The organism is Amycolatopsis sp. MEPSY49, assembly GCF_051337345.1.
GTDB lineage: Bacteria > Actinomycetota > Actinomycetes > Mycobacteriales > Pseudonocardiaceae > Amycolatopsis.
On record NZ_JBDLYJ010000001.1, the window covers coordinates 201134 to 226568 of the forward strand.

Consider the following 25435-nt stretch of genomic DNA (forward strand, 5'->3'; position numbering starts at 1 on the left):
TTCAGTGCCGCGAGATGGTGAAGCTCTGGCCGTCCGAACCGATGGCGCCCGGGATCCACGTGTAGCTGCCGCGGTCGTCGGCGTCGAGGGCGGACGGGTTCGTCGAGGCCAGGTTCGTCCCGTTGAACTTGACGCCGGTGAACGTGATCCCGCCGGAGATCGAGGGGTAGGAGTCCGTCGGCGACTCGATGATCGCCTCCGCCGACGCGTGCCTCGACGTCAGCGACTTCGTGGTGGACTTGGACCAGCCCTTGGTCGTATCCGACAGATCGAGCCGGTAGGTGTTGGTGGCGGTGCGGGTCACCGTCGCGGTGATGTGGTCGCCCGCGCTGACCGACACGTTGTAGTACACCGGCGCGGCCGGGTACATCTCGTACCAGGCGGAGTAAACCGGACGTCCGCTCGAGCAGTCCGTCTCGACGCCGGTCTGCTCCACTGTGGACGATCCGTCGCCGTCGATGCCGACCCACGGCGCGAACAGGTCGTTGGTGGAGTTGCAGGTCACCGACGGTTCGGTCCAGCTCGCCGTCGCCGTGGTGAAGCTGCCGAAGCTGACGTAACCACCCCAGTTCCCGCCCGAGAACTGGTGCCCGTGGAAGTGGCTGCCGTACTCGAACGCGGCGTGCGCGGTGCCCGAGACAGCGAGGCCGGCGGCGGCCGCGGCGACCGCCGTGAGGACGCGGACAGCACGCGACGAAAGGAATTCGGACATGCGGGGACTCCGTTCACCGAAGGCGAGGCGGGAAAACCGTGTCCCCAAGTGTTGGAGCCGCACCGAAAAGAAGGTAGCTACTTTCGAATGGTCTTCCCATTGTCCGAAAAGACCCGTAAAGGCCTCCGCGGGGGAAAGAGGCCTTTACGGGTCCATATCGCTCACCAACCGCCCGGTCAGGTGAGCGGGGCGCTAGCCCTGTTTCGCGGCCGCGTCGACGAACTCGGTCGTGTACGTCTTCGACAGGTCGATCGAATCCTTCTTCGGCTGCACGTTCTTCGAGAAGCTGGAAAGGACTTCCAGGACGTTCTTCGCGCCGTCGGCGTCCATCTTTCCGTCACCGTTGAACATGCCGATGCTGTCCTTGATGGACTTGACGTACAGCGCCTTGTCGCCACCGCTGTAGGACGGCGGCATCTTCGCCGCGATCTCCTCCGGGCTGTGCTGGTCGATCCACTTCAGCGTGGCCACGAAGGCGTTGGCCAGCTTCTGCACGGCGTCCTTGTTCCGGTCCACGAAGTCACAGCTCATGTACAGCGACGACGCGGGGTACAGCCCGCCCAGCGCGGCCTTCGTGCCCTCGGGCGTCCGCAGGTCGTAGAGCACCTTCGCCTTGCCCGTGTTGGTCAGCTGCGCGATCGTCGGGTCGGTCGTCATGCCGCCGTCGATGCCGCCGTTGTCCAGGCTCGCGATGAACGTCTGCCCGGCGCCGACCTTCACCGGCGTGTACTGGTCGGCCCCGACGCCCGCCTTGGCCGCCAGCGCCTTCGTGAGGAAGTCGGTGGACGACCCGAGCGAGGTCACGCCCAGCTTCTTGCCCTTGAAGTCGGCCGAGCTCTTGATCACGTCGGCGTGCGCGGTGCCGACGACCTCGGCCTCACCCGGGATGTTGGCCAGCTGGACCACGCTCTTGATGCACTGGTCCTTGGCCTGCAGGTCGATCGTGTGGTCGTAGAACCCGACCACACCTTGAACCTGCCCGGCGACGAGCGCGGTCTCGGCGTTGGCGCCCGACTGCTCGCTCTGCAGCTCGACGTCGATGCCCTGCGCGGCGAAGTTGCCGAGCTGCTGGGTGAGCATGGCGGGCAGGTAGATGACCTTCTCCAGGCCACCGACCATGATCGTGACCTTCGGCTTGCCCCCTTCGCCCGTGGCGGCGACGCGGGAGTCCTGGCACGCGGTGGTCAGCCCGGCCACCGCGGTCAGCGCGGTGACCGCGACGGCGATCCGGCGAATCCTCATCGATTCGGTCCTTTCAGATGACGGTCTGGCTGGAGGTGGACATCGAGGGCCGCCACCGCAGCAGCCGGTTCTCGAGATTTCCGATGCCCCACTCCGCGACCAGTGCGACGACGGTGATGATGATCATGGCGGCGTAGATGCCCGCCGAGTCGAACGTGCCCTGCGCGTTCGAGATGAGGAAGCCGATGCCCGCCTTGGACCCGGCGTACTCGCCGACGACCGCGCCGATCAGCGCGAAGCCGAACGCGGTGTGCAGCGACGAGAGGATCCACGACGTCGCGCTCGGCAGCACGATCGCCTTGATCACCTGCATCCGCCCCGCGCCGAGGATGCGCGCGTTGTCGATCAGGTTGCGGTCCACTTCGCGGGCGCCGGTGAAGGCGTTGAAGAACACCACGAAGAACACGAGCACGACGACGGTGGCGACCTTCGACGCCAGCCCGAGGCCGAACCAGATCACGAACAGCGAGGCGAGCACGATGCGCGGCACCGCGTTGGCGGCCTTGATGAACGGCGCGAGCACGTCGGCCAGGTACTGACTGCGGCCCAGGATCACGCCGAAGATGACGCCGGCGACCGCGCCGATCGCGAAGCCGACCAGCGCCTCTTCGACGGTGACCCACAGCTGGTACCAGAGCGAACCGAAGTCCGTGCCGCTGGTGACCCACTCGACCAGCCGCAGCCAGATGCGGGACGGCTTGGAGTAGAAGAACGGGTCGATCCAGTAGGTCGCGGTCAGCTCCCAGCTGCCGAGCCAGACGACCACCAGGGCCAGCCGCAGCAGCCAGGTGTTGCGGCGACGGCGGGACGTCGCCCGCTTCGCCTTGGTCAGGATGTCCTGCTCGGTTTCCAGCACCGGCAGGGAGGTGGCCGGCGCCGCGGGGGTCTCAAGCGACATTGGTCGCTCCCTTCTCGCGGGCCTTGTCGACCTCGCTGCGCAGCGATTCCCAGATGTCCGCGTAGAGCTTGCGGAACTCCTCGGTGAGCCGGAGGTCCTCGACCTTCCGCGGCCGCTCCAGGGGAATCTCGAAGACGTCCTTCACGGTGGCCGGCGACGTCGTCAGCACGACGACCTTGTCCGACAGGGCGATCGCCTCGTCGAGGTCGTGCGTCACGAAGATGACCGCCGCGCCCGAACCGGACCACAGCCGCAGCAGCTCGTCCTGCATCAGCGCCCGCGTCTGGACGTCCAGCGCCGAGAACGGCTCGTCCATCAGCATGATCTTCGGCTTGGTGACCAGCGTCTGGGCCAGCGCGACGCGCTTGCGCATACCGCCGGAAAGCTGGTGGGGGTAGTACTTCTCGAAGCCGGCGAGCCCGACCCGGGCGATCCAGTCGACGGCCTGCTCGCGGGCCTCGGCCTTCGGCACGCCGCGGAAGCGCGGGCCGGACGCGACGTTGTCGAGCACCGACCGCCACGGCATCACCGCGTCGGTCTGGAACATGTAGCCGACACCGTCCGGAATGGACTTCACGTCCTCGCCGTTCACCCGCACGCGGCCGGCGGACGGCGGCTGCAGCCCGGACACCAGCGAGAGCGTCGTCGACTTGCCGCACCCCGTGGGGCCGACGACGGCGACGAACTCGCCGGGCTGCACGGTCATGGTCAGATCGCGGACGGCCGTGTGCACGGAACCGGACCCGCTCGGGAACCGTTTGGTGGCTCCGGTGAGTTCGATCAGTGGGGGAACCATGGGGAGGTGACTCCTTCGTCACGTGGTGGGGCTCACGTTGGGAAGGGACGTTAAGTACGCGTGGCGCCGAGGTGAAGCTTGTCGACGTTCTCCGCGCGAGCTGTGCGTTCTGAATGTTTTGCTCATTTAGCGCACGGCGCTGACCAGGGGGTATGGTTCCGAGCCATGCCAAAGTGGGCGCTCTTCCCGCGGATGCGGTTCAGCAGGCAGGTGCTGCTGCTGCAGATCGGCGTGGTCCTCCTCGTCGTCGGGATCGGCGTCGCGCTGGTCAGCGTGCTGCTGAACCGCACCCTCACCAACCAGTACGGGGAGCGCGCCCTGGCCATCGCGAAGTCGGTGGCGGCGGACCCGGTCGTCATCGCGAACGCCACCGCGAAGGTGCCGGACGGAGCGCTCCAAGAACGGGCGCTGGCCGTGCGTGAACGGACCGAAGCGCTGTTCGTCGTGATCACCGATGACAAGGGCATCCGGCTCGCCCACCCGACGCCGAGCGAGATCGGGAAGAAGGTCAGCACCCCCGCGGACCGGGCCCTCGCCGGGGAAGACGACGTCAGCGCGGTGCAGAGTGGCACGCTCGGCCTGTCCGTCCGCAGCAAGACGCCGATCTGGACGCCGGATCACCGGCGGGTGGTCGGCGAAGTGAGTGTCGGCTTCGAAATCGCCGACCCGACCGGCGACTTCAACCGCCTGCTGACGATCACGCTGCTGTTCGCCGGCGGCGCGCTGCTGCTCGGCGCGGGCGCGTCGGCGCTGCTGAACCGGCGGCTGCGGCGCGTCACGCACGGCCTCGAACCGCACGAACTCACCGAACTGCTCTACGAACGCGAAGCCGTGCTGCACGGGATCGGCGAAGGCGTCCTCGCCGTCGACCAGACGAACCGCGTTTCGGTGCGCAACGACGAGGCCGAACGCCTGCTCGGCACCGAACTCCCGCTCGGCGCGGGTCTTTCCGAACTGGAGCTATCGCCGCGCCTGCACAAGGCGGTCGCGGAGGGACGGCCGGTCGACAACCTCCTCGCAGTGGCGGGAAACCGCGTGCTGGTGATCAATTCGCGCGCGGTCCGGCTGGACGACCGGGACATCGGCACGGTGCTGACCTTCCGCGACCGCACCGACCTCGACACGCTCACCCGCGAGCTCGACGGCATCCGCGCCCTCTCCGACGGCCTGCGCGCCCAGCGCCACGAGTTCGCCAACCGGCTCCACACGCTCTACGGGCTGCTCCAGCTCGGCCACCACACCGAGGCCGTCGAATACCTGCAGACGCTGACGGACTCGCCGTCGGCGCGGCCGAGCGAGCTGGGCGACGCCGTCGCCGACCCGTACCTGCAGGCGCTGCTCGTCGCGAAAACCGAGCAGGCGCAGGAAAAGGGGCTCACGCTCAAGCTGGCCGACGACACCTGGGTGCCCACGACCGTGACCGACCCGATCGCCGCGAACACCGTGATCGGCAACCTCGTCGACAACGCGCTGCACGCCGCCCGGATGGGCCCGCGCCGGCCGGCGACGGTCGAAATCAGCCTGCTGGCCGAGGGCGACACGCTGCACCTGTCCGTTGTGGACAGTGGGCCCGGCGTGCCGGAGGACCTGCGGGGGACGTTGTTCGACGAAGGCGTCTCGACGAAGATCGCGCCCGGCCACGGGCTCGGACTGGCCCTGGCCCGCCAAGCCGCGCGCGCCCACGGCGGCGACGTCTGGCTGGCCGGTCCCGGCGACGGCGAGACGGGTGCCCTGTTCGTCGCGAAACTGCCCGGAATGCTGACGGAGGAACGATGATCCGCACGCTCATCGTCGACGACGACTTCCGGGTCGCCGGGGTGCACGCCGGGTTCGTCGAGGAGGTCGAGGGCTTCGCGGTGGTCGGCACCGCGCACACCGCGGCCGAGGCCCGCGCCCGCGTCCGGGAGCTCGCGCCCGACCTGATCCTGCTCGACGTCTACCTGCCCGACGAGTCCGGTCTCGCGGTGCTCCCGGAGCTGCAGACCGACACGATCGTGCTGTCCGCGGCGACCGACAGCGCGTCGGTGGCCGCGGCGATCCGGGCCGGCGCGCTGAACTACCTGATCAAGCCGTTCACCACGCGCCAGCTCGCGGAACGGCTGACGTCGTACGCGCGCTTCCGCGGCCTGCTCGCCGAAGACCGCGCGCTGGCCCAGGACGACGTCGACCGCGCGTACCGGGTGCTGCACGACCAGGACCGCACGTCGGCGCCGAAGGGCCAGTCGACGGCGACGTCCCGGCTGGTCTCGGAGCAGCTGCGCCGCGCCGGGCGTCCTCTGTCGGCCGCGGAGGTCGCGGGCGAGCTGGGCATGGCGCGGGCGACGGCGCAGCGGTACCTGACGGCGCTCGCGGAGTCGGGGACGGTACAGATGCGCCTGCGCTACGGCGCCACCGGCCGACCGGAGCACGAGTACCGCTGGAGCGACGCCTGACCTCAGCGGCGCGTGGTCGTCGTGTCCGCGCGGTACTGGTACTGCTGCATCATGCTTTCGGCCACGCCGACCCAGGACTGGACGAGGTTGGTCTTCGGCGCCGGCGACGGCGGCAGGTCGACGCGGGCTTCGTCGGTTTCCGCCTGCTTCTTCTTCGGCTGCGGTTTCGCCTGCGCCTGGACGTTCTTCGGCTTCGCGGGCACCGGGACGAAGACGGTCGTCGGGGCCGGCGTCGCGACCGGCGCCTGCGGGGCCTGGGGCTGGGGCGCCGGCGCCTCGGCGACGGCCGGGCGCGGGTCCAGCTGGGCGACGTCGGCCGGGGCCGAGCCGAACAGGCCGCCGGTGGCGAGGCCGCCGGCCAGCCAGCCGGCCGCGACGAGCAGCACCGCGGCACCGCTGCCCAGCCACGTGCGGGCGCGGCGCCGGATCACCACCGACTTCGGGCGCAGGTCCTGGTCGCACACCGGCGTCCGGGTGAAGATCGGCTCGGCGGCCGGCACGTCGTCGTCGGTGCGGCGGCGCCGGGGCAGGCTCGCCGCGACGATGCCGGTGCGGTCCAGCAGCTCCACCGCGGTGCGGTCGCTGGACGAACGGGTCGCACTGCGCGGTGCGGTGCGAAGCATCGGGGACCTCCGGGACGGGACTGGCGGACCTCACGCATTCTGGACCATTTCGGACGACGCTGTCAGAAAGGCAACCTGAATGAGTGAAGCTCAGTTGCCCATTTGTTTGAGTCCCATGCGCGCGAGGATCGCCAAGGGCCGCTGGTACGCCGAGCCGAGCACGCGCGGGATGGCGTCGATGACGTAGGCGTCCGGTCCGATGAGGATCCGCGCCGACTTCCGTTCGATGCCGCGCAGGATCGTCTGCGCCGCCTTCTCCGGCGTCGTCCGCGCGATCCGTTCGAAGCCCTGGGCGGCCTGCTCCTGGTCGTCGGCGATGCTGCGCGCGTTGCGCACGATGTTCGTCTTGATCCCGCCGGGGTGCACGCAGCTGACCGCGACCGGGTGCCGCGCGATCAGCATTTCCTCACGCAGCGCTTCGGTGAATCCGCGGACGGCGAACTTCGCCGCGTTGTACGCGCTCTGCGTCGGCACGCCGACGAAGCCGAAGACGCTGGAAATGTTCACGACGTGCCCGTCGCCGGACGCGATCAGGTGCGGGAGGAACGCCTTCGTGCCGTTCACGACGCCGCCGAGGTTGATGCCCATCAGCCAGTCGAAGTCCTCGAAGGTCATCTCCTCGACGGTCGCGCCCAGGGCGACGCCCGCGTTGTTCACGACGACGTTGACGCGGCCGAACTCTTCGGCGACCTCGTCCGCGTGGCTGAGCACGGCGGCGCGGTCGGCGACGTCCAGGGTGTACGCGCGGGCGTTGTCGCCGGCCAGCTTCGCGGTCTCCTCCGCGTTCGCGGAGTTGACGTCCGAGAGGGCGACCCGTGCCCCGCGGCGTGCGAACTCGAGCGAGAGCGCCCGCCCGATCCCCGAGCCCGCCCCGGTGACCACCACGACCTTGCCCGCGAACTGCTTCATCGGCCCTCCTTGGGTGTTACTCCCGAGTTACGGATACTAGCGGCTGTGAGCTTGCTGTGGGTGCGCCGAAAGTGTCGGTCCGGCACCTTAAGGTGATCGGGACGGAAAGACGACGAGGAGGCGATGCGCGTGCGGCGGCCCGCCGTCTTGCTCACCCTCGCCGCGGTCCTGCTGCTCGGCGCGGCCTTCGTCGTCTTCGCGACGCGGCCGGCGCGAACGGCGGGCGCGACCCCGCCGGACACCGGGGTCGTGGACGCTGCACCGGTGTCGACGCCCGACCTGCCCGCGGTGTCCAGCCCGGCGGTCGGCGCGCTGTTCCTCGACGGCGCCCACTACTGCACCGCCAGCGTCGTCCACAGCGACCAGGGTGACGTGCTGCTGACCGCGGCCCACTGCATTCACGACGGCGAGGGCGGCGGCTACCTCACCGGCGTCACCTTCGCGCCCGGCTACCACGACGGCGTCGCGCCCTTCGGCTACTGGACGGTGGCCGACGAGCTCGTCGCGCCCGGCTGGAGCGCCTCGTCGGACCCGGACCTCGACGTCGGCTTCGCCACCGCCCACCAGGCCGGGACGACAAGATCCCTGGAAAGCCTGGTCGGCGCGAACACCCTGGCCACCGGCACGGCGTTCGAGCAGGCCATCACGCTCACCGGCTATCCCGACGACTCCGAGGTGCCGGCGGTCTGCCAGAACACGACGAGCCGGCAGGACACCTACCAGCTGAAGGTGGACTGCGCGGGCTTCCCGACCGGCACCAGCGGCGGCCCGTGGGTGACCGGGCAGGACCCCAAGACCCGCCTCGGCACGGTCGTCGGCGTCATCGGTGGCTTCGAGTACGGCGGCGACGACCCGGACACGTCGTATTCGAGCTACTTCGACACGGACGTCCAGGCCCTCTACCGGCAGACGACCGCCCGGGCATGATGCGCGTATGAACGATCCCGTCGACGTACCCATCACCGGCGAGCCCATCCGGCTCGGCCAGTTCCTCAAGCTGGCCGGCCTCGCCGAAGACGGCTCCCACGCGAAGGACCTGATCGACGCGGAGGAGGTCACGGTCAACGGCGAGGTCGAGACCCGCCGCGGCCGCCAGCTGACCGACGGCGACGTCGTGGCGGTGGGCGCGGACCGCGGCAAGGTCGTCCTGGTCCACTGACCGAGCGCCCCAAGGTGGCCTTGGTTGCGTCTCACGCACCCAATGTGGCCTTCGGTGCGTCTCACGCACCGAAGGCCACATTGGGGCGCTTGAGCCGGGGTCAGCCGACGCTGGTCAGCGGCGGCAGGCCGATCGACGCGGCCAGCGCGTCCAGCTCGCGGCGCACCGGGCCGGGCAGCGGCACCCCCAGCGCCCGGCACTGCTCCAGGTGCTGGGCCTCGCGCCAGCCGGGGTAGCGGATCGGCGCGCCGCCCTCCCAGCCGAGCATGCTGCCGAACAGCGCGCTGGCCGCGCGGTAGAAGCCGTCGGCGCTGCGCAGCGTCGTCGGCGCGATCGCCAGCACCAGCAGGCCGGTGTCGTGCTCGTGGTCGGCGACGCCGGAGAGGACGCCGGCGAGGACCTCGACCAGCAGCGTCAAGCCGGCGGATTCCGCGCCCGGCTTGTCCATGTCGAAGACGAACTCGGGGTACGCGCCCCCGGGCGCGGCCATGCCGAGCGGGTTCACCGGCTGGCCGGGCTCGCCACCCGCGGCGAGCACCAGCCCGATCATGGCGTGCGGCAGCGCGCGGGCCGCGTGGTGCCCGGCCCGGCCGAACGGCCCGATCCCGCGGAGCGAAACGAGCCCGACGCCGAACCGGCCGGCCCGCGCCACCGCCCGGTCCATCGCGTCGCCGACGGCCCAGAGCCCGGACGCGCGGCGGTAGTCGATCAGCGCGGCGGCCCCGCGGTCGGCAATCATCAGCGGCTGCGCGTGCGGCACGACGAGCCCGGATTCCAGCAGGGGCAGGTGGACGCGGGTCAGGTCGGCGACGCCGGTGTCCGGCGAGCCGGTCAGATCGCCGTGGCAGAGCGCTTCCGCGGCGATGCGGGCGCGGGCTTCGGGGAAGCCGTGCGCGGCGAAGACGTGTGCCACGAGGGTGACCAGCTCGTCGGCCCGCACCCTCGGCCAGGCCTGTTCGGGGATCGGGGTTTCCGGGGCCTCTTCTTCGAGGATGCGGGGTTCGGGGCGGGCGGAGCGGAAGGGACGCGGTCTGAGAGGCACTTCCCCGACATTGCCCAAGCGCGGGTTCGGGCGTCAACGAGGTTCGCCCGGCCCTACCCGACCGTGTGATCGGGACCTCCGAAGCGACGTACCCTGGGCGGCATGTGCCGAAACATCACCACCCTCCGGGGGCTCCAGCCGGCCGCGACGGGCGAGGAGATCGAGGCCGCGGCCCGCCAGTACGTCCGCAAGGTGACCGGCGTGCAGTCGCTGTCGGACGCCACGCGCGAGCCGTTCGAGGCGGCGGTCGCCGAGATCACGCGGATCACCGCGGAACTGCTGGAGCAGCTGCCCGAACGCCGTCAGCCGCCGGCGACCGTGCCACCGCTGCGCCGTCCCGAGGTCCGGGCGCGGATGGCGGCCCAGGCGCTCAAGCGGCCGTAATTTTTGTCGGACCCCCTCGCTAGGCTGCCCGCATGGGCGGACAGGCTTTGGTTTTGGGTGGCGGCGGGGTCGCCGGGATCGCGTGGACGACGGGGTTGCTCGCGGGGCTGGCCGAGCACGGCCAGGACCTGACGGGCGCGGACCTGCTCGTCGGGACGTCGGCGGGCTCGGTCGTCGCGGCGCAGGTGACGAGCGGTACCGCGGTGGAGGAGCTGTACGCGCGCCAGGTGGATCCGGCGCGCCAGACCCCGGAGATCCCGGCGGAGATCGACTTCGAGAAGTTCGCGGCCGACTTCGGCGGCGCGGTCACGGGCTCGACGGACCCGGCGGAGGTCCGCCGCGCGGTGGGCAAGATGGCGCTGGCGGCCGACACGGTGTCCGAAGTGGACCGTCGCGCGGTGATCGAGGCGCGGCTGCCGGTGCACGAGTGGCCGGAGCAGCGGCTGGTGATCGTGGCGGTGGACGCGGAGACCGGCGAGCCCCGGCGGTTCGACAAGGCATCGGGGGTGTCCCTGGTGGACGCGGTGGCGGCGAGCTGCGCGGTCCCGGGCGTCTGGCCGGCGGTGACGATCGAGGGCCGGCGGTATGTCGACGGCGGTGTCCGCTCGGCGGAGAACGCGGACTACGCGACGGGATACACGCGCGTGACGGTGGTGGCACCGCTGGGGGTGGACTCGCCGTTGCCGATGGAGAAGCCGTTGCCGGAGGTGCTGGACGACCTGCGCGCGGCGGGCGCGGAGGTCACGCTGATCACCCCGGACGAGGCATCGGTGGCGGCGATCGGCGAGAACCCGCTGGACCCGGCGACCCGGACACCGGCCGCGGAGGCGGGGAGGGCGCAAGGGGCGGCTTTGACGCTCAGCTGGAGTTAGGCCGGGCAGGGCGGGGTGCGGCGGGGCCGGGGTTTGCCACGAGCCGGGGTCGCGGCGAGCCGGGGTTGCGACGGAGCCGGGGTCGCGGTGAGCCGGGGTCGCGGGGGGCCGGGGTTTGCCACGAGCCGGGGTCGCGGCGAGCCGGGGTCGCGGTGAGCCGGGGTCGGGGGGGGCCGGGGTTTGCCACGTGCCGGGGTCGCGGCGCGCCGGGGTCGCGGTGAGCCGGGGTCGCGGGGGGCCGGGGTTTGCCACGAGCCGGGGTCGCGGCGAGCCGGGGTTGCGACGGAGCCGGGGTCGCGGTGAGCCGGGGTCGCGGTGGGCCGGGGTTTGCCACGAGCCGGGGTCGCGGCGAGCCGGGGTCGCGGTGAGCCGGGGTCGCGGTGGGCCGGGGTTTGCGACGAGCCGGGTTGCGGTGAGCCGGGGTTACGGCGAGCCCGGGTTTGCGATGAGGCCGGCGGCCCGGGAAGCGCTCGGCGGGCTGGCCAGGCCAGGCGGCGCCGAGCCGGGCGGCTCCGCGCCGGGCGTCGGCCGTCCCCGCGCCGGAAGCCGCCAAGGCAACCGCGCCCCCGCCTCGGCCCATGCCGGAACCCGCGCCCGGGCAACCACACCCGCCCTCGGCGAGCCCATCGCGTCCCGCGCCGGAAGGCCGCCCGGGCAGCTCCGCGAACTTCGTCGGCTACCCTCGTGGGGCGAGGTAGCGTGTCCGAGCGGCCGAAGGAACATGTCTTGAAAACATGCGAGGGGGCAACCTCTCCGTGGGTTCGAATCCCACCGCTACCGCTCCGGACCCCGGGCGCGGAGTAGCCGCGCCCGGGTTCAGCCCTCCACGTCGGACAAGTGACCCAGCACCCGGTCGAACGCCGCGGCGATCGTCGCCTGCTCCTCGGGGCTCAGCAGGTCGATCAGGTGCTCGCGCACCCCTTCCACGTGCGTCGGCGCCGCCTTCTCCAGCAGGGCCTTGCCCTCTTCCGTCAGTTCCGTGATGACGCCGCGCTTGTCCTCCGGGTCGCGCACGCGCCGGACCACGCCCGCGTCCTCGAGGCGGCCGACCTGGTGGGACAGCCGGCTCTTCGTCGACCCCATCAGCACCGCCAGCTCCGACATCCGCATCCGGTGGCCGTCCTGCATCTCCAGGCAGACGAGCACCTCGTAGTCGGTGAGCGACACGTCGTGCCGTTCGGCCAGTTCGCGGTGCAGCCGCTGCCGCAACCGCAGCGTCGCCACGATGTAGGAGCGCCACGCCGCCATCTCGGCTTCGTTCAACCAACGCACAGGCCGCTCCTCGCTCATAAGGCAGCCTAGAACGCTGATCAAGGGACCGCGCGGTCCGAGTCCGAACTGCGCGCGGCTGAAAACGCGGCCGCAACATCGCCCGAAGGTGGGGTTACGAAAAGGTTGAGACTCGGCCGGAAAAGGCGCATTCTGCTTGTCGGCGGATGGTCGGCCAGGGTAAGGCGCGGCGACGGTGACGTGCCGGCCCGGCTCCCCGCCGGGAGAGGTCAGGTGGTTGCGTGGCGGGTGATCCTCGCGGTTGACCGCCGGCTGTGTCCCCGCGACCGGAACGGTTCACAAACGGGCCGGGCGCGACTGCGAACAGCCACACGCGCGGGCTTCCATGCGTTCACGCATACGGCGTCGATCGGGCCTGTATCGGGTCACGACCTCGGCAGTCGTGACGACAGCGCCTGAACGCCGGCCCGGTCGCGGCCAACCGCTCGACCAAAGACAAACCTCGGTACAGAGCCTGGGTTCGGCCGCCAGCGCGACGGCCGGGCCCAGGCTCGTTAACATTCACCAGTGAGATTCGACGACGACGCCGGCCTGGACGCCTCCGAAGTCCAGGACCTGCGCGGAAGCGGTGGAGGCGGCGGCGGGATCGGCGGCCGCGTTGCGCTCGGCGGCGGCGGGTTGGGCGTCGTCGGGGTGATCATCTACTTCGTGCTCTCCCAGCTCGGCGGGGTGAGCACCGGCGGCAGCGGCCTGAGCGGCGGGCTCGGCGGCGTCGGCGCCGGCCAGCAGGTCGACAACTCGAAGCTCTCCAGCGAGTGCCGGACCGGCGCGGACGCCAACAAGAACCACGACTGCGCGATCGTCGCGATCGTCAACTCCGTCCAGGACTACTGGACGCAGCAGTTCTCCCGCTCCGGCTCGACCTACCGCAAGGCGCCGACCAACTTCTTCAACGGCGGCGTGCGCACCGGTTGCGGCAGCGCCACCTCCGACACCGGCCCGTTCTACTGCCCGGCCGACTCCGAGGTCTACATCGACCTCTCCTTCTTCGACGAGCTGAAGTCCCGGTTCGGCGCGCAGGGCGGCCTCTTCACCGAGGCCTACGTGCTCGCCCACGAATACGGCCACCACGTGCAGAACCTGCTCGGCACGTCGAAGAAGGGCACCGGCACCGGCCCGACGTCCGGTTCGGTGCGTTTGGAACTGCAGGCCGACTGCTACGCCGGCGTCTGGGCCAACCACGCCTCGACGACGCCGACCGAGAGCGGCAAGCCGCTGATCACCGACGTCACGCAGGACGACATCGCGTCGGCGCTGGACACCGCGTCCCGCATCGGCGACGACTACATCCAGCAAAACCTCGGCGGCGGCCAGGTCGACCGTTCGAAGTTCACCCACGGCACGTCCGCGCAGCGCAAGAAGTGGTTCACCACCGGCTTCCAGACCGGCGACCCGGCCCGCTGCGACACCTTCGGCACGAACAGCCTGGGCTGAGACACGGAAAAGGGGCCGTCCCAGTGCTGGGACGGCCCCTTTTCCGTCGTTACGCGGTCAGCGCGTGCGGGTCACCGGCGACGGCGCGGGCGGAGAAGTTCCGCTGCGCGCCGCGTTCGGCGGCCTTCTGCTTGGCCGTCTTGCTCTTGCCCGGCTGGACGCCGTTGATGCTCTCGGTGCTCGTCGCGTAGACGCCGAGGGCCCAGGCGACGCCGTCCGCGTTGCGGTCCAGCGCGACCCGGTCGACGTTGCCCAGGTTGTCGCAGGCCTGGTGGTAGCACGGGTCGAACGCGATGCCGGCCGTGCCGCCCCACTTCGCCGCCTGCGCCGGGGTCTTCAGCACCTCGGCGCCGGTGTCCAGGCCACCCGCCGGGATGCCGACGGCGATGAACTCGCCGTAGTCCGAGCGGCCGGTGAAGTCGGTGCCTTCGAGCGACACGCCTCGCGCGGCCTGCATGAAGTCGACGAAGGTCTTCTCGATCTGCGCCGAGCCGTACGGGCCGGCGCCCGCGCCGACGCCGTCGGAGTTGTCGCCGTCGTAGGCGAAGTAGCCGGCGTTCGGCGAGCCGATCATGTCGAAGTTCAGGTACAGCGCGATGTCGAGCTGCTGCTCGAAGCTCAGCTGGTCGACGTAGTAGGTCGAGCCGATCAGGCCGAACTCCTCCGCGCTCCAGAAGCCGAAGCGGACGCCGTTGTTGACCTTCGGGCTGCTCCCCAGCTGCAGCGCGGTCTCGAGCAGGGCCGCGGAACCGGTGCCGTTGTCGTTGATGCCCGGGCCCGCCGGGACGCTGTCGAGGTGCGACCCCAGCATCACGACGTTGTCCTTGCGCCCGGTCTTGGTCTCGGCGATGACGTTGTAGCTGGTCCGCGCTTCCTGGAAGGTGCGCAGCTCCAGGGTCACGTTCTGCCCGCCGAGCGCGGCCAGCTGCGCCCCCGCGGCCGCCGTCACGCCGCCGGTCGGGATCTTCGCGTTCTCCGGGCCGCCGAGCGTCCCGTTCACGGGACCGTCGGTGTTGTTGTAGACGATGGCGCCGATCGCGCCCGCCGCCGCGGCGGTCTGCTGCTTCTGCGCGAACGAGCAGCCGCCGCGCTTGATCAGCGCGATCTTGCCCGCGACGTCCGCGGTGTAGTCGGTGGCCTCACAGCCGCTGGTGTCGTCGACGGCGATCACGGCGAGCGGCGCGGTGATGCCGCCGACGGGCGTCGAAACGGTGTACTCCATCGCGATGACCGGGACGTCCTGGCCGCCCGCGGTCAGCTTCTCGGCCAGGGTTTCCGAGTAGGTGAACGGAAACTCCTGGCGGGTCACCTGGAAGCCGGCCGCCTCGAGCTTGGTCGCGATGTACTCGGCGGACTTCTGGTGGCCTTCGGTGCTCGCCGCCCGCGTGCCGCCGTTGGTGTCGGCGATCCGCTGCAGCGCGATCAGGTGCCGGTTGACGCCGTTGACGTCGACCTTCTTGACGAGCTGCTTCGCCAGGGCGGGACCTTCGGGGACCGTCGTCGCGGCGGCGGCCGGGGTGAGGCCGAGCACCAGCGTCGCGCCGGCGGCGATGGCCACCGGCGGGAGGAATCTCTTTCGGAAGAGTGACATGGTTGCTCACCTTTGTTCCGGATGAGAAGTTCGTCAATGCGTCATTCGGCGGGAACTTCGGGCCCCGGTATACAGTCGACACATGTACGCGATCACCATCCGTGAACCAGGTGACCCGGAAGTTCTCGAGTGGGCGGAGGTCGCGGATCCGCGTCCCGGCCCCGGCGAAGTGCTGGTGGACGTCGCGGCGAGCGCGGTGAACCGGGCGGACCTCCTGCAGCGCCAAGGCCACTACCCGCCGCCGCCGGGCGCGAGCGAAACCCTCGGCCTCGAATGCTCGGGAACCATCGCGGAACTCGGCGAGGGCGTCGAAGGCTGGAACGTCGGCGACGAGGTCTGCGCGCTGCTCGCGGGCGGCGGCTACGCGGAGAAGGCCGTCATCCCGGCCGGGCAGCTGCTGCCGGTGCCGGGCGAGGTCGAGCTGATCGCCGCGGCCGGGCTGCCCGAGGTGGCGTGCACGGTGTGGGCGAACGTCGTGATGCACGCGAAGCTCACCGAGGGCGAGGTGCTGCTGGTGCACGGCGGCGCCGGCGGGATCGGCACGCACGCCATCCAGGTCGGCAAGGCGCTGGGCGCGACCGTCGCCGTCACCGCGGGTTCGGCCGACCGCCTCGAGAGCTGCCGCCAGCTCGGCGCCGACCTCACGATCAACTACAAGGAACAGGACTTCGTCGAGGTCCTCAAGAAGGAAACGGGTGGCGCGAACGTCATCCTCGACAACATGGGCGCGTCCTACCTCGGCCGCAACGTCGACGCGCTGCAGCAGGACGGCCGCCTGGTGATCATCGGCATGCAGGGCGGGGTGAAGGGCGAGCTGAACGTCGGCGCGCTGCTCGGCAAGCGGGCGTCGGTGTTCGCGGCGGGCCTGCGCTTCCGGCCGCTGGACCAGAAGGCGGCGATCGTCGCCGACGTCCGGGAACGCCTGTGGCCGCTGGTGTCCGACGGTTTGGTGAAGCCGATCGTCGGCCAGGTCGTGCCGATGGCCGAAGCGGCGTCCGCGCACCGCGCCCTGGAAGAGGGGTCGGTGTTCGGGAAGATCCTGCTGGCGGCGAAGTCCTAGCGGAGTTCTTCGAGGACCCGGACGAGCTGGTTGATTTCGAAGACGTTGGAGTAGTGGGCGAGCCCGATCCGCACGGCGCCGCCCACCTCTCCGACGCCCAGTGACGCGAAGACGCCTGCGGTCCCGTCGTCGGCGAAGGCGCACAACCCTTGCGAAGCCAGGTATTCGGCGACCTCGGGTGCCTTCTTGCCGGCGACCGCGAAGGCGAGCGCGGGGATGCGGCGCATGGCGTTGCCGATGACCATGATGTGCCGCAGCGACAGCAGTTCCGTGGACAGCTGCTGGAGCAGCCCGGCGTGGTAGGACTTCGCCGAGCCGAGCGAGGTGACCAGCCGCTCGCGGCGTGACCCGGTGGCGGCGTCGTCGAGACCGGCGAGGTAGTCGATCGACGCGATCAAGCCGGCCAGCAGCGGGTAGGCGTGCGGGCCGAGTTCGAGGCGGGCGGCGCCGCGCGCCATCGGGTCGAGCGAGACCGACGAGATCCGCTCGATCAGGTCGGGGTCGCGGAAGACGAGCGCGCCCACCGACGGGCCGCCCCACGCCTGCGCGGACACGACCATGACGTCGGCGCCGAGCGCGTTGATGTCCAGCGGCAGGAACGGCGCGGCGTAGGTGGCGTCGACGACGACCAGCGCGCCGACGCGCTTGGCGAACTCGATGATGGTCGGCACGTCCGGCCGGGTGCCGACGGACCCGGACGCGAGCGTGACCGCGACGGCCTTGGTGCGCGCCGACACGAGCTGCTCGTACTGCCACGCGGGCAGTTCGCACGTTTCAATGTCGATCTCGCCCCAGCGCACGACGGCACCGACGCGCTTCGCGGCCCGCTGCCACGGCGCGAGGTTGGCCTGTTCGTCGAGCCTCGACACGACGACTTCGTCGCCGATGGTCCAGCGCTCGGCGAGCGCGTCGCAGAGCCGGCGCAGCATCACCGGCGCGCTGGGCCCGAGCACGACGGCGGCCGGGTCGGCCCCGACCAGGTCGGCCACGGCCCGGCGGGCCGCGGTCACGATGCTTTCCGCGCGCTGTGAGGCCGGAAACGCTCCGCCCGGCCCGGACACCGGGGCGCGCATCGCCGTGGAAACGGCCGAAGCGACCTGTTCCGGGACCAGCATTCCGGCGGCGCCGTCGAAGTGAATCCAGCCGTCACCCAGCGCGGGAAAGAGCCCACGGATACGAGCGACGTCGAACGCCATGGGGACACCGTACGGACGTGCGGTTTCGCCGCGCGCCCGGGGTTGGGTGGAGAGCCACCGGGAACCCGTTCAGCCGCTACGCTCGGAGACGGACACCCCTCGGGTGTCGCGGAGCGTGGCGGACGCAAGCCAGGATGGAGCACATGACCGAGCCGAACTTCACAGCCGGTGACGCTGGCCAGGAATCTTCACCCCACGTGGTGGTCGTGGGCCCGGACGGCACCCCGGTGGGCGCGACCTCCCCGGACGGCGAGCACCCCGAGTCGGTGGGCGACCTCGTCGAAGAACCGGCGAAGGTGATGCGCATCGGCACGATGATCAAGCAGCTGCTGGAGGAGGTCCGCGCGGCCCCGCTGGACGACGCGTCCCGCACCCGGGTGCGCGAGATCCACCAGACGTCGGTGAAGGAGCTGGCGGCGTCGCTGGCGCCGGAGCTCCAGGACGAGCTGGAGCGCCTGGTCCGCCCGTTCACGGACGACTCGACGCCATCGGACGCCGAGCTGCGCATCGCCCAGGCGCAGCTGGTGGGGTGGCTGGAGGGGTTGTTCAGCGGAATCCAGACGGCGCTGTTCGCCCAGCAGATGGCGGCCCGGGTCCAGCTGGAGCAGATGCGGCGGGGGCTGCCTGCGGGGCCTTCGGCGGCTGCGGGGCATGGACACGATGGGCACGGGCCGGGGATTTCGGGAACGGGCCAGTACCTCTGACGGAGGTTGTCCACAGACCGGGGGGCCTGTGGACAACCTCTGTGGACAACTCGCTTTGGGGCGGGTTTTGTCCCCGGGCGCCGGTAGACTGGCCAAGGGGACGCCCCCCAGGGAAGGGCGGGGGCCGCCTTCCCTCGTTGTGGCCCTCAGCTCAGCGAGCGGAAGAACTCGCGTATGTCGCCGATCAAGGCGTCCGGCTCCTCCAACGCCGCGAAATGCCCGCCCCTCGGGAACTCCGTCCAGCGCACGATCTTGTCCGTCCGCTCTGCCAACGTCCGGATCGGCAAGCCGATGTCGTCGGGGAAGACCGCCACTCCGGTCGGGACCGTGTTCGACGCCGGCGGCGCGCCCCAGCCGCCCGTCAACGCCGCGTACAGCCGGGCCGACGAGTTCGCCGTCTCCGTGAACCAATAAATCGACACGTCCGCCAGCAGGTCGTCTCGGTCGATCAGGTCCACCGACGTGTTCGAGAACGAACGGAACTTCTCGGCGATCCACGCCAGCTGGCCCGCCGGTGAGTCGTGCAGGCCGTACGCAAGCGTTTGCGGCTTGGTCGCCTGGATGATCGCGTACCCCGTGCCCGACGCCGAGAACGCCTGCCCCTTCTCCAGCGACCGGCGGCCGGCGGCCAGTTCCTCGCCGGTCAGGCCGTCCAGGTCCGCCGACGAACGCGCCACCGCCGACGCCAGCATCGTCACGTGGATTCCCAACAACCGCGACGGGAACTGGATCGCCAGCTCGCGCGAGATGATCGCGCCCCAGTCGCCGCCGTGGGCGCCGAAACGCTCGTAGCCCAGCAGCGTCATCAGCGAGGCGAACGCCCGCGCGATCCGGTCCGGACCCCAGTCCGGCGTCGGGGTCGGGCCCGAGAAGCCGTAGCCCGGGATGGACGGCACGACCACCGTCAACGCGTCCGCAGGGTCGCCGCCGTACGCGCGCGGGTCCGTCAGGGGCCCGATGACGTCCAGGAACTCGACGATCGAGCCCGGCCAGCCGTGGGTCAAGAGCACCGGCGTCGCACCCGGCTCCGGCGAGACCACGTGCAGGAAGTGGACGGTCGTCCCGTCGATCGACGTCGTGAACTGCGGGAAGCCGTTGATCCGCTCCTCCTGCGCCCGCCAGTCGAAGCCGGTACGCCAGTACTCGGCCAGCTCACGCACGTAGTCGACCGGCGCCCCGAGCCGCCAGCCGGCGTCGGCGGGCTGGTCGGGCCAGCGCGTGTTCGCGAGCCGCGCGCGGAGGTCGTCGAGGTCGGCCTGGGGAACGTCGATGCGGAACGGCTTGATCGTCATACTCCGAGAGTAGGAGCTATCGCGGACAGATCCGGTCCTCGAGCTAGCGACGCGGGCAGATCACCAGTTCGGCCGCAGACAAAGCGTGGTCGCAGTCGAAGCGGGTGCGCAAGCTGTCGGCGATGTCCGCGGGCAGGCGGTCCAGTGACAACCAGGATGGCTGGACCACCAGGTACTCGGCGTTCGTCCGCGTGAGGCACTCGAGGTTTTCCCGGTAGCTCTCCAGTTCGCGCACGGCCGGGATGAAACCGCCGCGCTGCACGAACACCGGCGCCGGGTAGCGGCACGGGGCCGGGTTGCCGACGAAGTACGCCATGTCGCCGAAGGCCAGGTACAGCACGGGTGTGTCCGCGCCGATCCGGGCGCGCACCGGCTCGATCAGCCGCTCGTCGAGCCGCGCCGCCGTCACGCGTTCCGAGTTCGTGTAGTCCGGGTGGACCGCGTCGAACGAGTAGGGTGCCGCGGGCCACGCAGGTACGGCGAGCACCGCTACGACCCCGAACACCGCCAGCGCCGGCCACGTCCGGGCCCGTTCCCTGAGCGCGGCCAGTACGGAGACGGCCACCACCGCCGCCAGCGCCGCGTAGACGGCGGTCCCGTGCGCGAGCCGCCACTCCGTCGACGCCGACGAGACGATCGGCACCCCGACCCCGAGCGCCAACGCCGGCAGGACGAGCGCCCACGGCGGGCCTCCGTGAGCCGCGGACCATCGGGCCACCGCTAGCCCCCACAATCCCGCGGCGAACGGCACCAGCGCCGCGAGGTGGTACTGGAACCACTGCCCTTGGACCACCACGGCCGCCAGCACCACGAGCACCGCCGCCGCCGGCAGCAAGGCCCACGCAAGGCGGGTGCGGCGGTCCGGTGCCAGCCGCGCCAGCACTACCACGCTGACGGGGAGAAGAGCCACGAACGGCACGAGCACCGCTTCGTTGAGCATCACCTCGACCAGCGCCCGCGCGTCGCTCCAAGCCAGGCCCCGGCTGAGCGGGCTGCCGCCGTTGAGACGGGACAGCTCGCCGAACCACCGCCACTCGCGTGGTTCGACCAGAACCGTGATCGCGAACAGACCCACGCAGATCGGCACGCTGAAAAGGGCCGTGAGCCACGCTCGGCGCCGGTCGAGCACCGCGAGCACGCCGAGCGCCACCAGTGCCGTCGGCACCGTCGTGTACTTGACCAGCACCGTCAACGCCAGCAGCACCGCGCCGGCCGGGACAGCCATCGCCGGCTGCCGGATTCGGAGCGCGGCTCCGACGGCGGCCGTCGCGAACACCGCGGCCAGCCATTCCGGCTGCAGGAAGTCCCAGTTCGGCGCCAACGCGAGGGCGCCGCCAGTGAGTGCCGCGACCGCGGACGCCTCCCCGGGCAGCCGGCAGCGGAGCAGGCCCGCGCGCAACAGCACGGACACGCCGAGAACGACGAGCAACGCCAGCACTCGGACCAGCGCTTCCCGGCCGGGAAGCGGCAGCGAGTCCCCGGCGTCCGCCAGCGCGAGCACCAGCCGGTAGGCCATCGGCCGGTGCACGAAGACTTCCGGCGGCGCGAACCCCGCGCGCCCGGCCGTCTCCAGGGTGCCGAGGACGAACCGGACGTCGTGGTCCAGACCGGTCCACCCGACCGTCACCGCGAGCGGAGCCAGGAGCAGCAGTCCCCACCAGCGCGAGGACCACCGCAGCGTCAGCTGCCCGCCTCGGGTTTGGCGGCAACGGCTTCTTCCAGCCGGGCCAGCCGCTCTTCGTACTTCGAAACCGCCGCGAGGCGAGCCCTGATGCGGGCGTGCTCGGCGCGTACCTCGTCGGCTTCGTCGGCCGAGTACTCGAGCCGGTCCGCGAGCCGGGCGACCGAGCCGGGCCGCTCGAAGGCCGCGACGCGCGCTTCGAGCGCCGCGAGGTGGGGCGCCAGCCGGCGCTGCTCGTCGTAGAGCCACTTCACGTGCCCGTCGAGGTCCTTGGTGGCCTGCTCGACGTCGTGGCGCAGCTTGGCGAGGTCGGCGTGCAGCGCGTCCAGCTCGGGACGCAGCCGCTCCATCGCGATGTACTCGATGCGCGGGCGCAGCCGCACGGACACCGGCCGCCCCGCCGCGCGAACGAGCTCTTTCGCCCGCGAAATCGCGCCCTGGAAACCACTCACGGCAATATCTCGATTCTCCCGGAGTCACGCCACTTGCTCAGCAGCCGGGCCTCGGCGTGCAGGCGGTGCTCCGCCGTCACACCGACCTTGCTGCCCCAAGCGTGCTCGAAATCGGTCTGGTCGGGTCGGTCGACGATCGAAACCCCGGTCATCCGGACCAACGCGTCGGGGAACAGCTCCCGGCACAGGTACGCCACCAGGGTGCCGGTCGTGGCCCAGACGTGTTCGTCGGCCGAGAGGCCGAGCAACCGCGACAGCGGCAGCACGAACCTGCGGTTCGAGATCGGCACGAACCCCAGGTCGGCGGGCCACCAGTCGGGCAGGGTCTCCGGTTCCCAGAACAACCGGCCCGGCTCGGCCAGCAGGTAGAGGCGCGAGGTGTAGTCGGCGAACGTGTACGGCGAGACGATCACACCGCGGTGGATCACGACGACGTCGGTGCGGTGGCCGTAGGTGGGTTCGGCGTCCGGCTCGTCCAGCGCGAACGTCGTCATCCGGAACACGAGGTCACTGCCGTCGATAAGCGCGGCCCGCTCGGCGTCGGGCGCCATCGGCGCGTTGCCGACCACCGCGATCGTCTCCACGCGCTGCCCGCGGGCGTAGGACTGCAGCAGTTGCTGGAGCATGCGACCGGTATCACCCTCGTCGAGCTGCCGCGGCGATTCGCCCGCGAACTGAGTCCGATTCATCGCTTCCCCATGGCATCGGTGACCGGGGCCGCCGTCAGGCGGCAGCCGAGCAGACGGACAATAGCCGACAGACCACGATCGTCACTCGTAAGGGGTGCTCTGTGACCGCGCTGGCCATCGTCCCGGCGAGAGGGGGGTCCGTCGGGCTGCCGGGCAAGAACCTGGTGCCGTTCCGGGGGCGTCCCCTCGTCGCGCACACGGTGCACACCGCCGTCGCGGCCGGGGTCACCGACGTCGTCGTCACCACCGACGACGCCGAGATCGCCGGTGCCGCGGCCGCCGAGGGCGCCCGGATCGTCGACCGGCCCGCCCACCTCGCGGAGGCGACCAGCCGGACCCTGCCCGCCGTGCTGCACGCGCTCGACGCACTGGAAGTTTCCGACGAAACGCTGGTCCTGCTGCTGCAGCCCACCTCGCCGTTGCGGACCGCCGGCGACATCATCGAGTGCCTCGACATCCACGGCGACCGGCCGACCGGCTCGGTCGTGCAGATGTGCCGCTCGACCGACCACCACCCGCTGAAGGTCTGCCTGGAAACGCCGGGCGGCGGCATCGCGCCGGTGCGGGACTGGGCGGACCTCGAAGCGCCCCGCCAGGTCCTGCCCGCGGTGCTGCGGCCCACCGGCGGCATCTACCTGGTGCGGGCGGGCGATCTGCGCAAGCACGAGCGGTTCTTCATCCCGGAGGTGCGGCCGCAGTTCGTGCCGGTGGAACGGGCGATCGACATCGACTCCGCCGCCGATCTCGAGCTGGCCGAGCAACGCGCCGCCCGCTGACTAGCGGTCCACGAACGCCTTGTACAGCGAGGGCCGCCAAAGCTCGTCGCCCTCGAGGAGCTCGACGATGCGGCGGTGCGCGCCGGGCTCGCCGAACGCCGTGTGCGGCTCGCAGCGGCCCATCGCGCGGGCCTTGGCGACCCCGGCGACGACCGCCTCCGCCGTCGGGTCGACCGCCAGTACGCTGGGCGCGACCGCCCGGTTGCGCTGACGGGTGCCGACGGTCACCGACGGCGTGCCCAGCACGGGCGCCTCCCGGACCCCGGCGCTGGAGTTCCCCAGCACGACGGCCGCGTGCTTCATCAGCGTGATGAAGTACTCGAAGCGCATCGACGGCAGGCGCACGAACCGCGGGCCGGCGAGCCGGTCGAGCTCGCTCCGGATTTCGCGGCAGCCTTCGTCGTTGTTCGGGTCGATGACGACCCAGTTGCCCTCGGCCAGCACGGCGTCGACCACCGCGGCCGCGTTGCGCCGGTTGAGGTCGCGTTCCGTGGTCACCGGGTGCAGCGCGAGCAGGCCGTAGTCGGTGAAGGGGATCTCGTAGTGGCGGCGCACCTCGTCGAGGTCGGGCAGCCGCGCCGACGTCAGGACGTCCACCTCGGGGCTGCCGACGACGAAGATCCGGTCCTCCTCCTCGCCGAGCTGCAGCAGCCGTCGGCGGGCCTGCTCGTTGGCGACGAGGTGCACGTGGGCGTGCTTCGACAGGGAGTGCCGGATCACGTCGTCGATGGTGCCGCTGACCTCGCCGCCTTCGATGTGCACGACCCGCACGTTCGCCAGCGACCCGACGATGGCGCCGGCGAGCGCTTCGACGCGGTCGCCGTGCACGACGATCGCGGCCGGCTGCTCTTCGTGCACGAGCCTGGCCAGCGCCTGGACGGTGTTCGCCAGCACGAGCGCCATCGGCTCGTCCTCGATCTGGTTCGGGATCAGGTGCAGCCGCTCCAGCCCGGCCAGCTCGATCTCCCGCACGGTGTAGCCGTAGCTGCGCAGCATGTGCATGCCGGTGACCACGATGCGGGCGGACAGCACCGAGCTCTTCTGCACGGCGAGCATGACGTCGCGCAGCTTCCCGAAGTCGGCGCGGGTCCCGGTGAGGAAGAGGACCTCACGCCGCCCTGGCTCAGCCAAGGTCCGCCCAGCTCACCTGCGTGTTCGCGGGCAGCGCCCGCGTGACGGCCCGGCCGAGCAGGCTCTCGTAGTCCTTGGCCTTGATTTCGCCGGTGCCCGGGCGCTTGACCCAGATGTTCTCCGTGGTCAGGGCCTCACCCTCGGCGACGTCCTTCGTGGTGACGACGCAGGCGTACGCGAAGTCGATCGTCGGCTGCTCTTCGGCGAGGATCTGCTTCGACCCGCCACGGGAGGCGTGGATCAGCCGCGAGCCCTCGACCAGCTGCTTGAACTCCGCCGGCGTCGACGAGACGGGGATGTCCGGCCCCGGCCAGCTCATGTCCGACGTGAAGTGCCGCTCCAGCACCGACGCACCCAGCGCGACCGCGCCCAGGCACGGGTAGATCGTGGTCGTGTGGTCGGAAAGTCCGAGTTCGGCGTCCGGGAACGCGGCGTGCAGCTCCGCGAGCGCGCCGAGCCGCACCTGCTCCGGCGGGGTCGGATACAGCGACGTGCAGTGCAGCAGCGCGAACCCCACGCCCGCCGCGCGCAGGATCTCCACGGCCGGGGTGATGGACGCGATGTCGTTCATCCCGGTGGACAGGATGACCGGCTTGCCGAACGAAGCGACGTGGCGGATCAGGGGGTAGTTGTTGCACTCCCCCGAGCCGATCTTGAAACCCTCGACGCCGAGGTCGGCCAGCCGGTCGGCGGCGGCCCGCGAGAACGGGGTCGACAGGAAGACGAGCCCGCGCTCCTCGGCGTGCGCCTTGATCTCGCGCTCGTCCTCGGCGGTCAGCGCGACGCGGTTCATCATGTCCCAGATCGGCTCGTCCGCGTTCCCGGGCACGACGTCGTTCGGGATCATCTCGTCGTCGACCACGTGGGTCTGGATCTTGACGACCTGGACGCCGGCGTCCGCGGCGTCGTCGACCATCTTGTGCGCCTTCTTGGGATCACCTTCGTGGTTGATCCCGATTTCGGCGATCACGAGAGGCGGGTGGTCGGCACCGACCGGGTGCTCGCCGAGCATGAACATGAAGACCTCCGGGTCGCTGCGGGGCTGCGGTCCGCTCACGACCTTAGCCCGT

26 protein-coding genes and 1 tRNA gene are annotated in these 25435 nt (G+C 71.0%); 11 read left to right on the top strand and 16 right to left on the bottom strand.

What is annotated here, in order from left to right; all coding sequences use genetic code 11:
* Nucleotide 1 precedes the first annotated feature (1 nt).
* From ABFJ78_RS01080 to ABFJ78_RS01095, 4 genes are all read right to left on the bottom strand, one after another.
* On the bottom strand, nt 2-712 hold the full coding sequence (locus ABFJ78_RS01080) for a G1 family glutamic endopeptidase (RefSeq protein WP_436383638.1): 711 nt from the start codon (nt 710-712) through the stop codon (nt 2-4).
* A gap of 192 nt (nt 713-904) precedes the next feature.
* Complete coding sequence (locus ABFJ78_RS01085; protein WP_436383640.1) at nt 905-1954, bottom strand: ABC transporter substrate-binding protein; 1050 nt, start codon at nt 1952-1954, stop codon at nt 905-907.
* A 13-nt stretch (nt 1955-1967) separates the two neighbouring features.
* Nucleotides 1968-2852 carry an ABC transporter permease gene (locus ABFJ78_RS01090; RefSeq protein WP_436383642.1) on the bottom strand — a complete coding sequence of 295 codons (885 nt, stop codon included), beginning with the start codon at nt 2850-2852 and terminating at the stop codon, nt 1968-1970.
* Entirely contained in the window at nt 2842-3648 is an 807-nt protein-coding gene (locus ABFJ78_RS01095) for an ABC transporter ATP-binding protein (RefSeq protein ID WP_436383645.1), read from the bottom strand. The genes ABFJ78_RS01090 and ABFJ78_RS01095 overlap by 11 nt, the downstream gene beginning before the upstream one ends.
* A gap of 192 nt (nt 3649-3840) precedes the next feature.
* Between ABFJ78_RS01095 and ABFJ78_RS01100 the strand changes: the two genes are divergently transcribed.
* Both ABFJ78_RS01100 and ABFJ78_RS01105 read left to right on the top strand, forming a co-directional pair.
* Nucleotides 3841-5424 (top strand): sensor histidine kinase, encoded by a 1584-nt coding sequence (locus tag ABFJ78_RS01100; protein WP_436385353.1) that lies wholly within the window; start codon nt 3841-3843, stop codon nt 5422-5424.
* Nucleotides 5421-6080 (top strand): response regulator, encoded by a 660-nt coding sequence (locus ABFJ78_RS01105; RefSeq protein WP_436383646.1) that lies wholly within the window; start codon nt 5421-5423, stop codon nt 6078-6080. The genes ABFJ78_RS01100 and ABFJ78_RS01105 overlap by 4 nt, the downstream gene beginning before the upstream one ends.
* Nucleotides 6081-6082: 2 nt before the next feature.
* On the opposite strand, the gene ABFJ78_RS01110 is transcribed toward ABFJ78_RS01105, so the two are convergent.
* On the bottom strand, nt 6083-6703 hold the full coding sequence (locus ABFJ78_RS01110) for a hypothetical protein (protein ID WP_436383647.1): 621 nt from the start codon (nt 6701-6703) through the stop codon (nt 6083-6085).
* A 90-nt stretch (nt 6704-6793) separates the two neighbouring features.
* Nucleotides 6794-7612, bottom strand: coding sequence for an SDR family oxidoreductase (locus ABFJ78_RS01115; RefSeq protein ID WP_436383649.1), 819 nt, complete (start codon nt 7610-7612; stop codon nt 6794-6796).
* 123 nt (nt 7613-7735) lie between these two features.
* Between ABFJ78_RS01115 and ABFJ78_RS01120 the strand changes: the two genes are divergently transcribed.
* Nucleotides 7736-8539 carry a trypsin-like serine peptidase gene (locus ABFJ78_RS01120; protein ID WP_436383650.1) on the top strand — a complete coding sequence of 268 codons (804 nt, stop codon included), beginning with the start codon at nt 7736-7738 and terminating at the stop codon, nt 8537-8539.
* Nucleotides 8540-8546: 7 nt separating this feature from the next.
* The gene (locus tag ABFJ78_RS01125; RefSeq protein WP_436383651.1) at nt 8547-8771 is read left to right on the top strand and encodes an RNA-binding S4 domain-containing protein; all 225 of its coding nucleotides are present in this window, start codon (nt 8547-8549) and stop codon (nt 8769-8771) included.
* 100 nt (nt 8772-8871) lie between these two features.
* Here ABFJ78_RS01125 and ABFJ78_RS01130 read toward each other — a convergent pair whose 3' ends face one another.
* On the bottom strand, nt 8872-9813 hold the full coding sequence (locus ABFJ78_RS01130; protein WP_436383652.1) for an Ldh family oxidoreductase: 942 nt from the start codon (nt 9811-9813) through the stop codon (nt 8872-8874).
* Nucleotides 9814-9915: 102 nt separating this feature from the next.
* Between ABFJ78_RS01130 and ABFJ78_RS01135 the strand changes: the two genes are divergently transcribed.
* The 3 genes from ABFJ78_RS01135 to ABFJ78_RS01145 all read left to right on the top strand — a co-directional run bounded on the left by ABFJ78_RS01135 (nt 9916) and on the right by ABFJ78_RS01145 (nt 11849).
* Nucleotides 9916-10197, top strand: a complete 282-nt coding sequence (locus ABFJ78_RS01135; protein WP_436383653.1) for a DUF2277 domain-containing protein — start codon at nt 9916-9918, stop codon at nt 10195-10197.
* A 32-nt stretch (nt 10198-10229) separates the two neighbouring features.
* Entirely contained in the window at nt 10230-11069 is an 840-nt protein-coding gene (locus ABFJ78_RS01140; RefSeq protein ID WP_436383654.1) for a patatin-like phospholipase family protein, read from the top strand.
* A 693-nt stretch (nt 11070-11762) separates the two neighbouring features.
* Nucleotides 11763-11849: transfer RNA gene (locus tag ABFJ78_RS01145), tRNA-Ser, on the top strand.
* A gap of 36 nt (nt 11850-11885) precedes the next feature.
* Here ABFJ78_RS01145 and ABFJ78_RS01150 read toward each other — a convergent pair.
* The gene (locus ABFJ78_RS01150) at nt 11886-12359 is read right to left on the bottom strand and encodes a MarR family winged helix-turn-helix transcriptional regulator (protein WP_436383656.1); all 474 of its coding nucleotides are present in this window, start codon (nt 12357-12359) and stop codon (nt 11886-11888) included.
* A 507-nt stretch (nt 12360-12866) separates the two neighbouring features.
* On the opposite strand from ABFJ78_RS01150, the gene ypfJ reads away from it, so the two are divergent.
* Nucleotides 12867-13793: a KPN_02809 family neutral zinc metallopeptidase gene (ypfJ, locus tag ABFJ78_RS01155; RefSeq protein ID WP_436383658.1), complete on the top strand. Its 927-nt coding sequence runs from the start codon at nt 12867-12869 to the stop codon at nt 13791-13793.
* Nucleotides 13794-13842: 49 nt separating this feature from the next.
* Here ypfJ and ABFJ78_RS01160 read toward each other — a convergent pair whose 3' ends face one another.
* Nucleotides 13843-15384 (bottom strand): M28 family metallopeptidase, encoded by a 1542-nt coding sequence (locus ABFJ78_RS01160; RefSeq protein WP_436383659.1) that lies wholly within the window; start codon nt 15382-15384, stop codon nt 13843-13845.
* Between the two features lie 82 nt (nt 15385-15466).
* Between ABFJ78_RS01160 and ABFJ78_RS01165 the strand changes: the two genes are divergently transcribed.
* Nucleotides 15467-16444 carry an NAD(P)H-quinone oxidoreductase gene (locus ABFJ78_RS01165; RefSeq protein ID WP_436383660.1) on the top strand — a complete coding sequence of 326 codons (978 nt, stop codon included), beginning with the start codon at nt 15467-15469 and terminating at the stop codon, nt 16442-16444.
* Here ABFJ78_RS01165 and ABFJ78_RS01170 read toward each other — a convergent pair.
* Nucleotides 16441-17640, bottom strand: a complete 1200-nt coding sequence (locus tag ABFJ78_RS01170) for a cysteine desulfurase-like protein (RefSeq protein ID WP_436383661.1) — start codon at nt 17638-17640, stop codon at nt 16441-16443. The two genes, ABFJ78_RS01165 and ABFJ78_RS01170, sit on opposite strands and share 4 nt — an antisense overlap.
* 134 nt (nt 17641-17774) lie before the next feature.
* Here ABFJ78_RS01170 and ABFJ78_RS01175 point away from each other — a divergent pair, with 134 nt between their 5' ends.
* Nucleotides 17775-18344 (top strand): bacterial proteasome activator family protein, encoded by a 570-nt coding sequence (locus ABFJ78_RS01175; protein WP_436383662.1) that lies wholly within the window; start codon nt 17775-17777, stop codon nt 18342-18344.
* 146 nt (nt 18345-18490) lie between these two features.
* Here ABFJ78_RS01175 and ABFJ78_RS01180 read toward each other — a convergent pair whose 3' ends face one another.
* The 4 genes from ABFJ78_RS01180 to ABFJ78_RS01195 are packed head-to-tail and all read right to left on the bottom strand — an operon-like array spanning nt 18491 to nt 22395.
* Nucleotides 18491-19636, bottom strand: coding sequence for an epoxide hydrolase family protein (locus ABFJ78_RS01180; protein ID WP_436383663.1), 1146 nt, complete (start codon nt 19634-19636; stop codon nt 18491-18493).
* 43 nt (nt 19637-19679) lie between these two features.
* Nucleotides 19680-21263, bottom strand: a complete 1584-nt coding sequence (locus tag ABFJ78_RS01185) for a hypothetical protein (protein WP_436383664.1) — start codon at nt 21261-21263, stop codon at nt 19680-19682.
* Between the two features lie 53 nt (nt 21264-21316).
* On the bottom strand, nt 21317-21769 hold the full coding sequence (locus ABFJ78_RS01190; protein ID WP_436383665.1) for a hypothetical protein: 453 nt from the start codon (nt 21767-21769) through the stop codon (nt 21317-21319).
* Nucleotides 21766-22395: a hypothetical protein gene (locus ABFJ78_RS01195; protein WP_436383667.1), complete on the bottom strand. Its 630-nt coding sequence runs from the start codon at nt 22393-22395 to the stop codon at nt 21766-21768. The genes ABFJ78_RS01190 and ABFJ78_RS01195 overlap by 4 nt, the downstream gene beginning before the upstream one ends.
* 164 nt (nt 22396-22559) lie before the next feature.
* Between ABFJ78_RS01195 and ABFJ78_RS01200 the strand changes: the two genes are divergently transcribed.
* Complete coding sequence (locus ABFJ78_RS01200) at nt 22560-23234, top strand: cytidylyltransferase domain-containing protein (RefSeq protein WP_436383668.1); 675 nt, start codon at nt 22560-22562, stop codon at nt 23232-23234.
* Here ABFJ78_RS01200 and neuC read toward each other — a convergent pair whose 3' ends face one another.
* Together neuC and ABFJ78_RS01210 are read right to left on the bottom strand one after the other, a co-directional pair.
* Complete coding sequence (neuC, locus tag ABFJ78_RS01205) at nt 23235-24365, bottom strand: UDP-N-acetylglucosamine 2-epimerase (RefSeq protein WP_436383669.1); 1131 nt, start codon at nt 24363-24365, stop codon at nt 23235-23237.
* The gene (locus ABFJ78_RS01210) at nt 24358-25422 is read right to left on the bottom strand and encodes an N-acetylneuraminate synthase family protein (protein ID WP_436383670.1); all 1065 of its coding nucleotides are present in this window, start codon (nt 25420-25422) and stop codon (nt 24358-24360) included. Before ABFJ78_RS01210 ends, neuC begins: the two co-directional genes overlap by 8 nt.
* Nucleotides 25423-25435: the final 13 nt, after the last annotated feature.

Coding starts and splice junctions, on each gene's coding strand:
- ABFJ78_RS01080 (WP_436383638.1), bottom strand. CDS start 712: ATGTCCGAATTCCTTTCGTCGCGTGCTGTCCGCGTCCTCACGGCGGTC.
- ABFJ78_RS01085 (WP_436383640.1), bottom strand. CDS start 1,954: ATGAGGATTCGCCGGATCGCCGTCGCGGTCACCGCGCTGACCGCGGTG.
- ABFJ78_RS01090 (WP_436383642.1), bottom strand. CDS start 2,852: ATGTCGCTTGAGACCCCCGCGGCGCCGGCCACCTCCCTGCCGGTGCTG.
- ABFJ78_RS01095 (WP_436383645.1), bottom strand. CDS start 3,648: ATGGTTCCCCCACTGATCGAACTCACCGGAGCCACCAAACGGTTCCCG.
- ABFJ78_RS01100 (WP_436385353.1), top strand. CDS start 3,841: ATGCGGTTCAGCAGGCAGGTGCTGCTGCTGCAGATCGGCGTGGTCCTC.
- ABFJ78_RS01105 (WP_436383646.1), top strand. CDS start 5,421: ATGATCCGCACGCTCATCGTCGACGACGACTTCCGGGTCGCCGGGGTG.
- ABFJ78_RS01110 (WP_436383647.1), bottom strand. CDS start 6,703: ATGCTTCGCACCGCACCGCGCAGTGCGACCCGTTCGTCCAGCGACCGC.
- ABFJ78_RS01115 (WP_436383649.1), bottom strand. CDS start 7,612: ATGAAGCAGTTCGCGGGCAAGGTCGTGGTGGTCACCGGGGCGGGCTCG.
- ABFJ78_RS01120 (WP_436383650.1), top strand. CDS start 7,736: ATGCGCGTGCGGCGGCCCGCCGTCTTGCTCACCCTCGCCGCGGTCCTG.
- ABFJ78_RS01125 (WP_436383651.1), top strand. CDS start 8,547: ATGAACGATCCCGTCGACGTACCCATCACCGGCGAGCCCATCCGGCTC.
- ABFJ78_RS01135 (WP_436383653.1), top strand. CDS start 9,916: ATGTGCCGAAACATCACCACCCTCCGGGGGCTCCAGCCGGCCGCGACG.
- ABFJ78_RS01140 (WP_436383654.1), top strand. CDS start 10,230: ATGGGCGGACAGGCTTTGGTTTTGGGTGGCGGCGGGGTCGCCGGGATC.
- ABFJ78_RS01150 (WP_436383656.1), bottom strand. CDS start 12,359: ATGAGCGAGGAGCGGCCTGTGCGTTGGTTGAACGAAGCCGAGATGGCG.
- ABFJ78_RS01160 (WP_436383659.1), bottom strand. CDS start 15,384: ATGTCACTCTTCCGAAAGAGATTCCTCCCGCCGGTGGCCATCGCCGCC.
- ABFJ78_RS01165 (WP_436383660.1), top strand. CDS start 15,467: ATGTACGCGATCACCATCCGTGAACCAGGTGACCCGGAAGTTCTCGAG.
- ABFJ78_RS01170 (WP_436383661.1), bottom strand. CDS start 17,640: ATGGCGTTCGACGTCGCTCGTATCCGTGGGCTCTTTCCCGCGCTGGGT.
- ABFJ78_RS01175 (WP_436383662.1), top strand. CDS start 17,775: ATGGAGCACATGACCGAGCCGAACTTCACAGCCGGTGACGCTGGCCAG.
- ABFJ78_RS01180 (WP_436383663.1), bottom strand. CDS start 19,636: ATGACGATCAAGCCGTTCCGCATCGACGTTCCCCAGGCCGACCTCGAC.
- ABFJ78_RS01195 (WP_436383667.1), bottom strand. CDS start 22,395: ATGCTCCAGCAACTGCTGCAGTCCTACGCCCGCGGGCAGCGCGTGGAG.